Origin of the sequence: Silvimonas amylolytica, assembly GCF_014645555.1 — a bacterium.
Taxonomy (GTDB): Bacteria; Pseudomonadota; Gammaproteobacteria; order Burkholderiales; family Chitinibacteraceae; genus Silvimonas; species Silvimonas amylolytica.
The window spans coordinates 1-15,684 of the sequence record NZ_BMLY01000014.1 but is presented as its reverse complement, the minus strand read 5'-3'; the positions used below and the strand labels follow the sequence as shown (position 1 = coordinate 15,684).

Genomic DNA, 15,684 nt, shown 5'->3' with positions numbered 1-15,684 from the left:
GCCACCGAACTTCTTGGACAGAATGGTGGTGATCGCTGCGGTCAGCGTGGTCTTGCCGTGGTCAACGTGGCCGATAGTACCGACGTTAACGTGCGGCTTCGTACGCGTGAACTTTTCCTTTGCCATTTTTTAGCTTCCTTAAATTCTCTGGATTCTTCAGTAACAGCCCGGCGCCGTGCGCCAGGCCATCAACAATAATTACTTCTTGTTCGCCATGATGGCGTCGGCCACGTGCTTCGGCGCTTGAGAGTAGTGCTTGAACTCCATGGAGTACGTTGCACGACCTTGCGACATCGAACGCAGAGTAGTCGAGTAGCCAAACATTTCGGACAGCGGAACTTCAACCTTGACCATCTTGCCGCCAGCCGGGTTGTCATCCATACCCTGGATGATACCGCGACGGGAGGACAGATCGCCCATGATGTCGCCCATGTACTCTTCCGGCGTCTCGATTTCCACGGCCATCATCGGCTCGAGGATAACCGGGCTTGCACGGCGCATGGCTTCCTTGAACGCGAGCGAACCAGCCAGTTCAAACGCGATCTGCGAGGAGTCAACATCGTGGTACGAACCGAAGGTCAGACGCACAGTCACGTCAACCACCGGGAAGCCAGCCAGAATACCGGCCTTCAGCGTGTTCTGGATACCCTTATCCACCGACGGGATGAATTCGCGGGGGATCACACCACCCTTGATTTCGTCGATGAACTGGTAGCCCTTGCCTTCGCCGGACGGCTCCAGAGTGATCGTACAATCACCGAACTGACCCTTACCACCGGATTGCTTGGCGTGCTTACCTTGAACATCCTTGACGGTTTGCGTCACGGTTTCGCGGTAGGCCACTTGCGGGGCACCCACGTTGGCTTCAACGCCGAATTCGCGCTTCATCCGGTCAACAAGAATTTCCAGGTGCAGTTCACCCATACCGGAAATAATGGTCTGGCCCGATTCTTCATCGGTACGGACGCGGAACGACGGATCTTCCTTGGCCAGGCGGTTCAGGGCAACGCCCATCTTTTCCTGGTCAGCCTTGGTCTTCGGTTCGACGGCAACGTGAATCACCGGCTCCGGGAATTCCATACGCTCAAGAATGATCGGCGCATCGATGGCACACAGGGTTTCACCAGTGGTGACTTCCTTCAGGCCGATACCCGCGGCGATATCGCCCGCGCGCACTTCGTCGATTTCCTTACGGTCGTTAGCGTGCATCTGCACGATACGGCCGATACGCTCTTTCTTGTCCTTGACCGAGTTCAGCACGGTATCGCCAGACTTCACCACGCCAGAGTAGACGCGGAAGAAGGTCAGCTGACCGACGTACGGATCGTTCATCAGCTTGAATGCCAGCGCGGAGAACGGTGCTTCATCAGAAGCTTCACGCGAGGTCGGCTGTTCACGATCATCAGTACCACCTACCGGCGGGATGTCGATCGGCGACGGCAGGAATTCAATCACGGCGTCCAGCATACGCTGCACACCCTTGTTTTTGAACGCGGTACCGCACAGCATCGGCTGGATTTCGCAAGCGATGGTACGCTGACGAATAGCCTGGACGATTTCTTCCTCAGTGAGGTCGCCTTCTTCCAGGTACTTGTTCATCAGTTCTTCGGACGCTTCAGCGGCCGATTCAACCATCTTCTCACGCCATTCCTGAGCAGTTGCCTGCAGGTCTGCCGGGATATCCTTGTACTCGAACTTCATGCCTTGCGAAGCGTCGTCCCAGAAGATGGCCTGCATCTTCACGAGGTCGATCACGCCAACGAAGTTATCTTCAGCACCGATAGGAATGACGACCGGAACCGGCGTTGCCTTCAGGCGAGTCTTCATTTGCTCGACGACACGGAAGAAGTTGGCACCTTGACGGTCCATCTTGTTCACGAACGCCAGACGCGGCACCTTGTACTTGTTGGCCTGACGCCAAACAGTTTCGGACTGGGGCTGAACGCCACCGACCGCGCAGTACACCATGCAAGCACCATCCAGAACACGCATGGAACGCTCAACTTCAATCGTGAAGTCAACGTGCCCCGGGGTGTCGATGATGTTGAAGCGGTGTTCCTGGAACTGCATACCCATACCCTTCCAGAAGGTCGTGGTAGCAGCCGAGGTAATGGTAATACCGCGTTCTTGCTCTTGTTCCATCCAGTCCATGGTGGCTGCGCCATCATGCACTTCACCGATCTTGTGGTTAACACCGGTGTAGAACAGGATACGTTCGGTCGTGGTGGTCTTGCCTGCATCAATGTGAGCGGAAATACCGATGTTACGGTAGCGCTCAATGGGGGTATTACGAGCCACGATGTTTTCCTTAAGCTTTTTGCATTAGAAGCGGTAGTGGGCGAAGGCCTTGTTGGCTTCGGCCATGCGGTGCACTTCATCACGCTTCTTCATCGCGCCGCCACGACCTTCGGCCGCATCGAGCAACTCGCCAGCCAGACGCAGATCCATGGACTTCTCACCACGCTTGCGTGCCGCGTCACGAACCCAACGCATCGCCAATGCCAGACGACGGCTAGGACGGACTTCGACAGGCACCTGGTAGTTTGCGCCACCGACGCGACGGCTCTTCACCTCGACGATCGGTTTTGCATTATTGATGGCGGTAGTGAACACCTCAATGGCGTTCTTGCCGGTTTTCTTCTCGATCTGCTCGAGCGCACCGTAAATGATGCCTTCAGCAACCGACTTCTTACCGTCGATCATTACAACGTTCATGAACTTGGTCAGTTCCTGCGAACCGAACTTGGGATCCGGCAACACTTCGCGTTTCGGAACTTCTCTACGTCTAGGCATGATATTACTTCCTTAATGTGACATTCAGTCGGGGAACCCAATCCCCACAGCCACCCATCGGGGCAGCCACTTACTCGACGGCTTTTATACTGTGCGCCGCCGACCACACAAACCTTACGCCTTCGGGCGCTTGGCACCGTACTTGGAGCGCGACTGCTTACGATCTTTCACGCCAGCAGTATCCAGGGAACCGCGCACGGTGTGGTAACGCACACCTGGCAAATCCTTTACACGACCACCACGGATCAGAACAACACTGTGCTCTTGCAGGTTGTGGCCTTCACCGCCGATGTACGAAATGACTTCGAAACCGTTGGTGAGACGAACCTTGCAAACTTTACGCAGCGCGGAGTTCGGCTTTTTCGGAGTAGTGGTATACACGCGAGTGCACACACCACGCTTTTGAGGGCAGGATTCAAGAGCGGGAACCTTGCTCTTGATCACTTCCTTCTCGCGGCCCTTGCGGACCAGCTGATTGATTGTTGGCATTGTTAAAACGTCCTTGAGTTTACATCCCCTAACGGGGCCTTTTTCTGGCGATCCGGCCCAAAACCAGACCACCAAATGAAGCTAGCGACGCTCCGGATAGCCAGAGCGTCGCCAGGAAAGACCAAGATTTTAAGAAAATCAAGTCTTTGTCGTCAAGTCTTTACTTGACGATGAACGGTTACAGCGTTTCGTTCGAGCCTGCAGTCGCAAATGCGGCTTCTGCTGCGGCCAGTTCTGCCGAGGGTTCCGAAGAAGCCTGGGTAGCCGTCGGACGCTTGCGCGAACGATGGTAAGCCAGACCGGTACCAGCCGGAATCAAACGACCCACGATCACGTTTTCCTTCAGACCGCGCAGATCATCGATCTTGCCCATGATGGCGGCTTCGGTCAGGACACGTGTGGTTTCCTGGAACGATGCAGCCGAGATGAACGAGTCAGTCGACAGCGAAGCCTTCGTGATACCCAGAAGGATGTTGTCGTATGTAGCAGGCTGCTTGCCGTCCTTGATCATCTGGTCGTTGATCGTCAGCACTTCAGCGCGCTCGATCTGTTCACCCAGGATCAGGCCGGTATCACCAGCGGCCGAAACCACAACACGACGCAGCATCTGACGTACGATCACTTCGATGTGCTTGTCGTTAATCTTCACACCCTGCAGTCGGTAAACTTCCTGCACTTCCTGCACGATGTAACGCGCCAACGCTTCGATACCTTGCAAACGCAGGATATCGTGCGGATCGATCGAGCCGTCAACGATGGTTTCACCGCGGTTCACAACCTGACCGTCGTGGACCATCACATGCTTGTCCTTCGGGATCAGGTACTCGTGCGCCAGGCCTTCCAGATCAGTGATGATCAGGCGCTGCTTGCCCTTGGTGTCCTTACCGAACGAAACGGTACCGGTCACTTCGGCCAGCATACCTGCGTCCTTCGGCGAACGCGCTTCGAACAGTTCAGCAACACGCGGCAGACCACCGGTAATGTCGCGGGTCTTCACGGTTTCTTGCGGGATACGGGCGATCACCTCACCCACACCCACAACCTGGCCATCCTTCACGGTAATGATCGAGCCGACCTGGAAGGTGATGGTCACCGGTGTATCGGTACCCGCCAGCTTCACATCATGGCCTTGCTCGTCCATCAGGCGCACCATCGGGCGCACACCCTTGGTCGAGCCAGCCTTGCGCTTCGGATCGATCACGACCAGCGTCGACAGACCCGTTACGTCGTCCACTTGCTTGACGACGGTCGTGCCTTCTTCGACGTTGTCGAAACGAACCTGACCTGCGTACTCGGTAATGACCGGACGGGTGTGCGGATCCCACGTGCCCAGCACAGTACCGGCCTTGACGGCTTCGCCATCCTTGACCAGCAACGTCGCGCCGTATGGCACCTTGTGACGCTCACGCTCGCGGCCGGAGTCATCCAGCACCAGCACTTCAGCCGAACGGGCCATCACCAGTTGTTCACCCTTGGTGTTGGTCACATAACGCATGTTCGCGCTGTAAGCGATCTTGCCGTTGGACTTGGTTTCGACCTGGCTTGCAGCTGCAGCACGAGACGCCGCACCACCGATGTGGAACGTACGCATGGTCAGCTGGGTACCCGGCTCACCGATGGACTGAGCGGCGATCACGCCGACAGCTTCACCGGAGTTCACACGGTAACCACGACCCAGGTCGCGGCCGTAACATGCAGCGCACAGACCGTAGCGGGTTTCGCAAGTCAGCGGGGTACGAACCTTCACCTCATCAACACCCAGGGCGTCGATCAAGTCCACCTGGTCTTCGCCCAGCAGGCTACCGGCCTCAATGGCGGTTTCCTGAGTCGACGGATCAACCACGTCAGTTGCAACCACGCGACCCAGAATCCGATCACGCAGCGCTTCGATCACGTCACCGCCCTGCACAACCGCCTTCATGGTCACGCCGTTCTTGGTGCCGCAATCATCTTCGGTCACAACCAGATCTTGCGTTACGTCAACCAGACGACGGGTCAGGTAACCGGAGTTCGCGGTCTTCAACGCGGTATCGGCCAGACCCTTACGGGCACCGTGCGTCGAGTTGAAGTACTGCAGAACGGTCAGGCCTTCGCGGAAGTTGGTGGTAATCGGCGTCTCGATAATCGAGCCATCCGGCTTGGCCATCAGGCCCCGCATACCAGCCAGCTGACGAATCTGCGCTGCAGAACCCCGGGCACCGGAGTCGGCCATCATGTACAAGGAGTTGAACGATTCTTGATCAACTTCCTTGCCTTCGGCGTTAACAACCTTTTCCTTACCCAGTTGATCCATCATCGCCTTGGCGATCTGGTCACCGGCGCGACCCCAGATATCAACAACCTTGTTGTAGCGCTCGCCTTGCGTCACGAGACCAGAGCTGTACTGCTGCTCGATTTCCTTGACTTCGGCATTGGCGGCAGCCAGCAGTTCGATTTTCTTGGCCGGGATCAGCATGTCGTCCACGCAAATGGACACGCCACCGCGGGTCGAATATGCAAAACCGGTGTACATCAACTGATCAGCAAATACGACGGTGTCTTTCAAACCGCAACGACGGAACGATGCGTTGATCAGACGGCCAATTTCTTTCTTCTTCAGCGACTTGTTGATGTAGCTGAAGTCCAGACCCTTAGGCAGGATTTCCGACAGGATGGCACGGCCGACGGTGGTCTCACGACGCACCATCTTGTGTTGCCATTCGCCGTTTTCGTCCTTGAACCATTCTTTCAGACGCACGGAAATACGGGTCTGCAGGGTGACGAACTTGTTTTCGTAAGCGCGCTGGGCTTCCTTCACATCGATGAAGGACATGCCTTCGCCCTTGCCGTTAACAGCTTCGCGCGTCATGTAGTACAGACCCAGCACGATATCCTGGGACGGCACAATGATCGGCTCGCCGTTGGCTGGCGACAGCACGTTGTTGGAGGCCAGCATCAACGTGCGGGCTTCCATCTGCGCTTCCAGCGACAGCGGGACGTGAACAGCCATCTGGTCACCGTCGAAGTCGGCGTTAAATGCCGCACAAACCAGCGGATGCAGCTGGATTGCCTTGCCTTCGATCAACACCGGCTCAAATGCCTGGATACCCAGACGGTGCAGCGTCGGTGCGCGGTTCAGCAGAATCGGATGTTCGCGGATGACATCTTCCAGGATGTCCCACACCACCGCTTCTTGCGATTCAACCATCTTCTTGGCGGCCTTGATGGTGGTCGCCAGACCCATCACCTCAAGGCGATGGAAGATGAAAGGCTTGAACAGTTCCAGCGCCATCAGTTTCGGCAAGCCGCACTGATGCAGACGCAGGTATGGGCCCACGGTAATAACAGAACGACCGGAGTAATCAACGCGCTTACCCAGCAAGTTCTGACGGAAGCGACCGCCCTTACCCTTGATCATGTCCGCCAGAGACTTCAGCGGACGCTTGTTGGCGCCCGTCATGGCCTTGCCGCGACGACCGTTATCCAGCAGCGAGTCAACCGACTCTTGCAGCATGCGCTTTTCGTTGCGCACGATGATGTCAGGTGCGCGCAGTTCCAGCAGGCGCTTCAGACGGTTGTTCCGGTTGATAACGCGACGATACAGATCGTTCAGATCGGACGTTGCGAAACGGCCACCATCCAGCGGCACCAGCGGACGCAGTTCCGGCGGCAGTACCGGCAGCACTTCCAGAATCATCCAGTCCGGCTTGATACCTGACTTGTGGAAGGCTTCCAGCACCTTCAGGCGCTTGGCAATCTTCTTGATCTTGGTTTCGGAGCTGGTGGATTCGAGTTCGGCGCGCAGCGTCGAGATTTCGTTCTCTGCATCCAGATTGCGCAAGAGTTCACGAATACCTTCGGCACCCATCAGCGCAACGAATTCGTCACCGTACTCTTCAACTTTGTCGAAGTAATCTTCTTCGGTCAGCAGTTGACCGCGCTGCAGCGGGGTCATGCCCGGCTCAGTCACGATGAACGCTTCAAAATACAGCACGCGTTCGATGTCACGCAGGGCGATATCCAGCACCATACCCAGACGCGACGGCAGGCTCTTCAAGAACCAGATGTGCGCAACAGGGCTGGCCAACTCAATGTGGCCCATGCGTTCACGGCGAACCTTGGACAGCGTGACTTCAACGCCGCACTTTTCGCAAATTACGCCACGATGCTTCAGACGCTTGTACTTGCCGCACAAGCATTCGTAGTCCTTGATCGGCCCGAAAATACGGGCGCAAAACAGACCATCGCGTTCCGGCTTGAACGTACGGTAGTTGATGGTTTCCGGCTTCTTCACTTCGCCATACGACCAGGAACGGATTTTCTCCGGCGACGCCAGACCAATCTTGATCGCGTCAAATTCTTCATCCTGGGTGACTTGCTTGAAGAGTTCGAGTAAGCCTTTCATCTCTGTCTTTCTCCTGTGAGGGTGAGGAAGTCAGGTGTGAGGTACCTGCTCGCATAACGCGGCGGGCACCCCTCACACCTCACATGGTTCAGTTCGTTTCCAGATCGATATCGATACCCAGCGAGCGGATTTCCTTCACCAGCACGTTGAAGGATTCCGGCATACCGGCGTCGATACGATGGTCGCCCTTGACGATATTTTCGTAGACCTTGGTACGGCCATTCACGTCATCGGACTTCACGGTCAGCATTTCCTGCAGGGTGTATGCCGCGCCGTATGCTTCCAGCGCCCACACTTCCATTTCACCGAAACGCTGGCCACCGAACTGGGCTTTACCACCCAGCGGCTGTTGCGTCACCAGCGAGTACGGACCGGTCGAACGAGCGTGCATCTTGTCGTCAACCAGGTGGTGCAGCTTCAGGTAATGCATCACGCCCACAGACACCTTGCGCTCAAACGGCTCGCCAGTGCGGCCATCGAACAGTTGCATCTGGGTCTTGGTCGCATTGAAGTTCAGCAAACCGGTACGGGCATCCTGATCCGGGTAAGCCAGATCCAGCATCTTGTGGATTTCAGCTTCCTTGGCACCGTCAAACACCGGGCTCGCAAACACCATGCCGCGACGCAGACCACCAGCCAGACGCAACACTTCAGCATCAGACAGGTTAGCAATGTCTTCTTGCTTGCCGGTCGTGTTGTAGATCTTGTCCAGGTAGTCACGCACCTCGGCGACCTGACGTTGCTCACGCAACATGGCATCGATGCGCTGACCAATACCCTTCGCAGCCCAACCGAGGTGAACTTCCAGAATCTGGCCAATGTTCATCCGGGACGGCACGCCCAGCGGGTTCAGCACGATGTCGACCGGGCTACCATCGGCCATGTACGGCAGATCTTCAACCGGCAGAATCTTGGAAACCACACCCTTGTTACCGTGACGACCGGCCATCTTGTCACCCGGCTGCAGGCGACGCTTCACGGCCACGTATACCTTGACCATCTTGATCACGCCTGGCGGCAGTTCATCGCCCTGGGTGAGCTTGCGCTTCTTGTCTTCAAAGCGCAGGTCAAAGTCGGCCTTCATCTGGGCCACGAGATCCTTCATGGACTCGAGCTGACGGGCAGCTTCTTCGTCGGCCAGACGAATGTCGAACCAGTCTTGACGCGGGGTCAGATCAGCCAGGTATTCCTTGGTGATCTCGGCACCCTTGGCCAGTTTCTTCGGACCGCCGTTCACTACCTTACCGACAATCATGCGCTCGATACGTTCGAACAAGTCGTTCTCAACGATACGCAGTTGGTCGTTCAAGTCAGTGCGGTAACGACGCAGTTGTTCATCAATGATGGACTGGGCGCGCTTGTCACGCTCCACGCCTTCACGGGTGAACACCTGCACGTCGATCACGGTACCAGTCATGCCAGACGGCACGCGCAGCGAGGTGTCCTTCACGTCGGAGGCTTTCTCGCCGAAGATCGCGCGCAGCAGCTTTTCTTCCGGCGTCAGTTGGGTTTCACCCTTAGGTGTCACCTTACCGACCAGCACGTCACCGGCTTCAACTTCAGCACCGATGTACACCACGCCGGACTCATCCAGACGGCCCAGCATACGCTCGGACAGATTGGAGATATCGCGGGTGATTTCTTCAGGGCCCAGCTTGGTATCACGTGCCATCACCGACAATTCTTCGATGTGAATCGAAGTATAGCGGTCGTCCGCCACAACCTTTTCGGAGATCAAAATCGAATCTTCGAAGTTGTAGCCATTCCATGGCATGAACGCGATGGTCATGTTCTGACCCAGCGCCATTTCACCCAGGTCAGTCGAAGCACCATCAGCAATCACGTCGCCACGGGCGATACGATCGCCACGTTCTACCACCGGACGCTGGTTGATGTTCGTGTTCTGGTTAGAACGAGTGAACTTGGTCAGGTTGTAAATATCGACACCGGTTTCGCCCGCCGGGGTTTCGTCATCATTCACACGAATAACGATACGGTTGGCATCGACGTAATCAACTACACCGCCGCGCAGCGCGGCAACAGCCGTGCCCGAGTCAACGGCGCAGGTACGTTCAATACCGGTACCTACCATCGGCTTTTCAGCACGCAGACAAGGTACAGCCTGACGTTGCATGTTCGAACCCATCAACGCGCGGTTCGCATCGTCATGTTCCAGGAACGGAATCAGCGAAGCAGCAACCGACACGATCTGGCTCGGGGCCACGTCCATGTATTGCACGCGATCAGGCGTGGCGATGATGGTTTCACCATGCTCACGGCAGGTCACCATATCGTCAATCAGACGGCCTTCGGCATCCAGCTCCGCGTTAGCCTGAGCGATGACGTATTTGCCTTCTTCAATTGCAGACAGGTATTCAATCTGGTCGGTCGCTTTGCTATCAATCACCTTGCGATACGGTGTTTCCAGGAAGCCGTAATCGTTGGTGCGGGCGTAGCAAGACAGCGAGTTGATCAGACCGATGTTCGGGCCTTCCGGCGTTTCAATCGGGCAAACACGACCATAGTGGGTCGGGTGCACGTCACGAACTTCAAAGCCAGCACGCTCGCGCGTCAGACCGCCCGGGCCCAATGCGGAAACACGACGCTTGTGCGTGATTTCCGACAGCGGGTTGGTCTGGTCCATAAACTGCGACAACTGCGACGAACCAAAGAATTCTTTGATTGCAGCCGAAACAGGCTTGGCGTTGATCAGGTCGTGCGGCATCAGGTTGTCGGATTCAGCTTGCGACAAACGCTCCTTCACAGCGCGCTCAACACGCACCAGACCAGCGCGGAACTGGTTTTCAGCCAGCTCACCCACCGAACGCACGCGACGGTTACCCAAGTGATCGATGTCATCGACCTCGCCACGACCGTTGCGCAGCTCGATCAGGATGCCGATCACGGCAATGATGTCGTCCACGGACAGCGTGCCGGTGCCTTCCAGACCTTGCGGGCCAACGCGCTCGTAAAAGCGACGTTGCCAACCCGGGGACTTCTCTTCCAGACGATCCGGATAGGCGCGACGGTTGAACTTCATGCGACCCACGGCCGACAGATCGTAGCGATCTTCAGTGAAGAACAGACCCTTGAACAGCGCTTCGACAGCATCTTCAGTGGGCGGCTCGCCTGGGCGCATCATGCGATAGATGGCAACCTTGGCAGCGTACTGGTCAGCCACGTCATCGTTACGCAGGCTGGCGGAGATGTACGCACCTTGATCCAGGTCGTTGATATACAACACACGCACTTCGGCCACACCAGCCTGGTCGAACTTGATCACGGTTTCTTCAGTGATCTCTTCGTTACCACGCAGGATGATTTCGCCGGTTTCCGGATGCACCACATTGTGGGCGGCCACGCGACCGATCAGGAAGTCGACAGGCACAGGCAGACGCTTCAGACCAGCGGTCTGAATGTCACGAATGCTCTTGGCGGTAATGCGCTTGTCTTTCTGGACCAGCACTTTGCCGTCATCTGCAACGATGTCGAACTTGGCCACTTCGCCCTTCAGGCGTTCCGGCACCAGCTCCATGAACAGACCATCCTTACCCATCTGGAAGGTGTCGGTGTCATAGAAGGCTTCCAGCATTTGTTCCGGGCTGTAACCCAGTGCCTTGAGCAGGATAGAGACCGGCATCTTGCGACGACGGTCAATCCGGAAGAACAAGAGATCCTTCGGATCGAACTCAAAGTCCAGCCAGGAACCACGGTAAGGAATGATCCGCGCCGAGAACAAGAGCTTGCCCGAACTATGGGTCTTGCCCTTGTCGTGTTCGAAGAACACACCCGGAGAGCGGTGGAGCTGCGACACAATGACGCGCTCGGTACCGTTGATAACGAACGAGCCGTTACGGGTCATCAGCGGAATTTCGCCGAAGTAAACGTCTTGTTCCTTGACTTCCTTCACGGTCGGCTTGGCCGCTTCACGATCCATGATCACAAGGCGGACGCGCGCGCGCAAAGGCGCAGCGAACGTGATACCACGTTGCTGACACTCAATCACGTCAAACGGCGGTTCGCCCAGCACATAATGGACGAACTCAAGGCGCGCATTCTCGTTGTGAGACACAATCGGGAAGATGGAGGTAAACGCCGCCTGAAGGCCGACAACGGTACGGTCGGCAATCGCAGAACCCAGCTGCAGAAACTCGTTATACGAGTTGATCTGGGTAGCCAGCAAAAACGGCACATCAAGAACGTTCGCGCGCTTTGCAAAGCTCTTACGAATGCGTTTCTTCTCAGTGAACGAGTAATTCATACTCACAAGCTCTCCATGGAGTAAGGCGCAGAAGACAAACCGCAAATCGCAGTCCGGGACTGCGGAAAAACGGTCTGGGGTTTATCCACTGCGTCACACTACCTTCTCAGGTAGTTATCAACAGCTAACAACGCGAATGCAACAAACGCAAAAGGGCAGACGGATTCCTCCGCCTGCCTTTCTTACATCAACTGGACGCTTACTTCACGTCAGCAGTAGCGCCGGCTTCAACCAGCTTCTTCTGAATAGCTTCAGCGTCAGCCTTGGAAACGGCTTCCTTGACTGCCTTCGGAGCGCCGTCAACCAGGTCTTTAGCTTCCTTCAGACCCAGGCCGGTCACTTCACGAACAACCTTAATCACCGAAACCTTGTTGGCGCCAGCGCCGGTCAGGATAACGTCGAACTCGGTCTTTTCTTCAGCAGCAGCAGCAGCGCCAGCGCCAGCCGGGCCAGCAACAGCAACAGCAGCGGCGGAAACGCCGAACTTTTCTTCGAACGCCTTAACCAGGTCGTTCAGTTCCATCACGGTCAAGCCAGCAACGGCTTCGAGGATATCTTCTTTGGACAGTGCCATTTGGTAATACTCCTGAAATTCTTTGTATAAATCGAAATCGGGTTAAACAGCTTCGGCCGGAGCTTCTGCAGCAGGTGCGGCTTCGCCACCACCTTGCTTCTCTGCCAGAGCGGCCAGGGCGCGGGCAAAGCCAGCAACCGGTGCCTTCATGACATACAGCAGCTTCGACAGCAGTTCTTCGCGGCTCGGGATCGATGCCAGGGCGGAAACGCCCGCTGCATCCAGAACCTTGCCATCATAAGAACCGGCCTTGACGACGATCTTGTCGTCTTTCTTGGCGAAGTCGTTCAACACCTTGGCTGCAGCAACAGGGTCTTCGGAAATACCGTAAACCAGCGGGCCGACCATATGGTCAGCCAGACCGGCAAACGGTGTACCTTCAACCGCGCGGCGTGCCAGCGTGTTCTTCAGAACGCGCAGGTATACGCCGGACTCACGAGCCTGCTTGCGCAGGAGAGTCATGCTGGCAACCTCGATCCCGCGATACTCGGCGACGACGAGTGTCTGAGCCTTGGCAACTTCTGCCGAGATCTCAGCAACGACGGCCTTCTTGTCTTCGAGATTGAGACTCAAGGTCTACCTCCATTTGCTATGAACAGGTGCGCTTTGGGCACACCTCCAATCAAACGGCGACCAGTCCATCAGGAGCCCACCCCTAAGGGCGGAAAAACCATGACTTATTGGGACCACCGTCTGCGCAGGATAAAGACCTGTTGCAGCCAGTCTTTCATTAAGCAACTTGCGTCGCACCTGCGGTCTTTGACATTCCCGGCCAGAATGAACCAGCCGGGCCCAAAGTTAATTACGCAACCAGCGAAGCGGTATCAACGCGAACGCCGACACCCATCGTGCTGGATACGGCCAGCTTCTTCAGGTAAACACCCTTGGCAGCAGCCGGTTTTGCTTTTTGCAGCGCATCGACCAACGCATCCAGATTGGCGCGCAGATCAGCAGCTTCGAACGACGCACGACCGATGGTGGCGTGAACGATACCAGCCTTGTCGGTACGGTATTGAACCTGACCGGCCTTGGCGTTCTTCACAGCCTCGGCAACGTTCGGGGTCACAGTACCGACTTTCGGGTTCGGCATCAGGCCGCGCGGGCCGAGAATCTGACCCAGTTGACCAACGATACGCATCGCGTCCGGGGAAGCGATAACAACGTCGAAGTCCATATTGCCAGCCTTGATGGACTCAGCCAGGTCTTCGAAACCAACGATTTCTGCACCGGCAGCCTTGGCGGCTTCAGCATTGGCGCCTTGGGTAAACACGGCAACACGAACCGACTTGCCAGTACCCTTCGGCAGCACGACGGAACCACGAACAACCTGGTCCGACTTACGTGCATCAATACCCAGGTTCACGGCGATATCGATCGACTCGTTGAACTTGGCGGTAGCAGCACCCTTGACCAGCGCAATGGCTTCATCAACGGCGTAAAACTTGTTGCGATCAACGCTAGCTTTGAGAGCGGCGAGGCGCTTGGAAATCTTTGCCATGTTACACACCCTCCACTTCAAGACCCATGGAACGGGCGGAACCAGCCAGAATGCGCACAGCAGCATCCATATTGGCAGCAGTCAGGTCAGCCTGCTTGGTCTTCACGATTTCTTCGAGCTGAGCACGAGTCACCTTGCCAACCTTATCGGTATGCGGCTTCGGCGAACCCTTGGTGATACCGGCAGCCTTCTTCAGCAGAATGGTTGCGGGCGGGCTCTTCATCACGAAGGTGAAGGATTTGTCTGCAAAAGCAGTAATCACAACCGGAATCGGCAGACCCGGCTCAATGCCTTGAGTCTGGGCGTTGAACGCCTTGCAGAATTCCATGATGTTCAGACCGCGCTGACCAAGAGCCGGGCCGATAGGAGGCGACGGATTGGCTTTACCAGCGGGCACTTGCAGCTTGATGTAGCCGACAATTTTCTTTGCCACAGTATTTCTCCAAAATGGGTATAGCGCGGATTACTCCGCTCCCCGAAAGCACCTTGCGGTGCACCTACAGCAGATTGACCCGGCCTTAGACCTTTTCAACCTGCCCAAAATCAACATCCACCGGCGTGGCGCGACCAAAAATCAACACGGAGACCTTGAGACGACTCTTGTCGTAATCAATATCTTCAACGGTTGCATTGAAATCCGCGAACGGACCATCGGTCACACGCAACACTTCGCCCACCTCAAACAGAATCTTGGGCTTGGGCTTTTCAACACCTTCCTGCATCTGATGCAGGATCGCCTCAACTTCGCGCTGCGAAATCGGAGCCGGACGGTTACCAGAACCACCCACAAAGCCAGTGACCTTCGGCGTAGACTTCACCAAGTGCCACGTTTCATCAGTCATATCCATTTCAACGAGCACATAGCCCGGAAAGAACTTGCGTTCCGTCAGGGCTTTGCGGCCGTCTTTAACTTCCATAACCTCTTCGACCGGCACCAGAATCTGGCCAAACATGTGCTGAACACCAGCACGCTCAATGCGCTCTTTCAGCGCCTTCTGGACACTCTTTTCAAAGCCGGAATAGGCGTGAACCACATACCAACGCATTGCCATACAAACACCTCGCGGTTGTTATTTACGCCCAAGGATCAGATCGTAGAACACCCACGCCAGACCCGAGTCCACTGCCCACATAAAGAGCGCAAGCACGCCTACAAACGCGAACACAATCCCGGTAACCTGCCAGGTCTCTTTACGAGTCGGCCAGACCACCTTCTGAGCTTCTTTAACCGAATCGCGCGCATAGTCGACGAAGTCGCGACCAGGCTGCGAAAACCAGACCGTTGCAGCCGCCAGCAACAAACCGGCAATCACTGCAAGAACACGCAATGCACCCTGATTGGCAGGCACAAGGTAAAAACCAGCCACACCAATAGCCACCAATGCGACAGCAGCCGTTACTTTTAGTTTATCGACGCTTTCCATGAGCCTGCTTATCTGGATCACAAAATAAAATAGAGCCGTTCCCCACTGGAAACGGCCCCAAAACTAAACCGTGGCAGGCGAGGAGGGTTTCGAACCCCCAACCCCCGGTTTTGGAGACCGGTGCTCTACCAATTGAGCTACTCGCCTACAGGGAAAGGGCGGAATTATATACCACCTTCCCCTTAATTGTGAAGCCTGTTGTTACTCAACGATCTTGGCAACAACGCCGGCGCCAACAGTACGGCCACCTTCACGGATGGC

Annotated in this window: 12 protein-coding genes and 1 tRNA gene; all 13 read right to left on the bottom strand. The window is 56.1% G+C overall.

The genetic code is table 11. The features are described from left to right. Nucleotides 1–126, bottom strand: a 126-nt coding sequence (locus IEX44_RS20700) for a GTP-binding protein (RefSeq protein WP_229679220.1), incomplete at its 3' end; no start/stop codon positions are given. 72 nt (nt 127–198) lie between these two features. After that, nucleotides 199–2,298 carry an elongation factor G gene (gene fusA, locus IEX44_RS20695; protein WP_188698814.1) on the bottom strand — a complete coding sequence of 700 codons (2,100 nt, stop codon included), beginning with the start codon at nt 2,296–2,298 and terminating at the stop codon, nt 199–201. Nucleotides 2,299–2,322: 24 nt separating this feature from the next. Beyond that, complete coding sequence (gene rpsG, locus IEX44_RS20690) at nt 2,323–2,793, bottom strand: 30S ribosomal protein S7 (protein ID WP_184100459.1); 471 nt, start codon at nt 2,791–2,793, stop codon at nt 2,323–2,325. A gap of 114 nt (nt 2,794–2,907) precedes the next feature. Next, complete coding sequence (gene rpsL / locus IEX44_RS20685) at nt 2,908–3,282, bottom strand: 30S ribosomal protein S12 (RefSeq protein ID WP_184100461.1); 375 nt, start codon at nt 3,280–3,282, stop codon at nt 2,908–2,910. Nucleotides 3,283–3,460: 178 nt separating this feature from the next. Then, nucleotides 3,461–7,666, bottom strand: a complete 4,206-nt coding sequence (rpoC, locus tag IEX44_RS20680) for a DNA-directed RNA polymerase subunit beta' (RefSeq protein WP_188698811.1) — start codon at nt 7,664–7,666, stop codon at nt 3,461–3,463. 88 nt (nt 7,667–7,754) lie between these two features. Next, entirely contained in the window at nt 7,755–11,927 is a 4,173-nt protein-coding gene (gene rpoB, locus IEX44_RS20675) for a DNA-directed RNA polymerase subunit beta (RefSeq protein ID WP_188698810.1), read from the bottom strand. Nucleotides 11,928–12,126: 199 nt separating this feature from the next. Beyond that, nucleotides 12,127–12,501, bottom strand: coding sequence for a 50S ribosomal protein L7/L12 (rplL, locus tag IEX44_RS20670; RefSeq protein ID WP_188698807.1), 375 nt, complete (start codon nt 12,499–12,501; stop codon nt 12,127–12,129). Between the two features lie 42 nt (nt 12,502–12,543). Further along, a complete protein-coding gene (gene rplJ / locus IEX44_RS20665; RefSeq protein ID WP_188698804.1) occupies nt 12,544–13,074 on the bottom strand; it encodes a 50S ribosomal protein L10 in 531 nt (176 codons plus the stop codon). A gap of 229 nt (nt 13,075–13,303) precedes the next feature. Further along, nucleotides 13,304–13,999 carry a 50S ribosomal protein L1 gene (rplA, locus tag IEX44_RS20660; RefSeq protein WP_188698801.1) on the bottom strand — a complete coding sequence of 232 codons (696 nt, stop codon included), beginning with the start codon at nt 13,997–13,999 and terminating at the stop codon, nt 13,304–13,306. Between the two features lies 1 nt (nt 14,000). After that, a complete protein-coding gene (rplK, locus tag IEX44_RS20655; RefSeq protein WP_184100471.1) occupies nt 14,001–14,432 on the bottom strand; it encodes a 50S ribosomal protein L11 in 432 nt (143 codons plus the stop codon). 85 nt (nt 14,433–14,517) lie between these two features. After that, the gene (nusG, locus tag IEX44_RS20650) at nt 14,518–15,051 is read right to left on the bottom strand and encodes a transcription termination/antitermination protein NusG (protein WP_188698799.1); all 534 of its coding nucleotides are present in this window, start codon (nt 15,049–15,051) and stop codon (nt 14,518–14,520) included. 18 nt (nt 15,052–15,069) lie between these two features. Beyond that, complete coding sequence (secE, locus tag IEX44_RS20645; RefSeq protein ID WP_268238913.1) at nt 15,070–15,444, bottom strand: preprotein translocase subunit SecE; 375 nt, start codon at nt 15,442–15,444, stop codon at nt 15,070–15,072. Between the two features lie 50 nt (nt 15,445–15,494). After that, a tRNA-Trp gene (locus tag IEX44_RS20640) sits at nt 15,495–15,570 on the bottom strand. Nucleotides 15,571–15,684: the final 114 nt, after the last annotated feature.

Bases quoted from the DNA above. Each gene is read 5' to 3' on its own strand.
- rpoC (WP_188698811.1), bottom strand. From the start codon at position 7,666: ATGAAAGGCTTACTCGAACTCTTCAAGCAAGTCACCCAGGATGAAGAA.
- rpoB (WP_188698810.1), bottom strand. From the start codon at position 11,927: ATGAATTACTCGTTCACTGAGAAGAAACGCATTCGTAAGAGCTTTGCA.
- nusG (WP_188698799.1), bottom strand. From the start codon at position 15,051: ATGGCAATGCGTTGGTATGTGGTTCACGCCTATTCCGGCTTTGAAAAG.
- rpsG (WP_184100459.1), bottom strand. From the start codon at position 2,793: ATGCCTAGACGTAGAGAAGTTCCGAAACGCGAAGTGTTGCCGGATCCC.
- rpsL (WP_184100461.1), bottom strand. From the start codon at position 3,282: ATGCCAACAATCAATCAGCTGGTCCGCAAGGGCCGCGAGAAGGAAGTG.
- rplA (WP_188698801.1), bottom strand. From the start codon at position 13,999: ATGGCAAAGATTTCCAAGCGCCTCGCCGCTCTCAAAGCTAGCGTTGAT.
- rplL (WP_188698807.1), bottom strand. From the start codon at position 12,501: ATGGCACTGTCCAAAGAAGATATCCTCGAAGCCGTTGCTGGCTTGACC.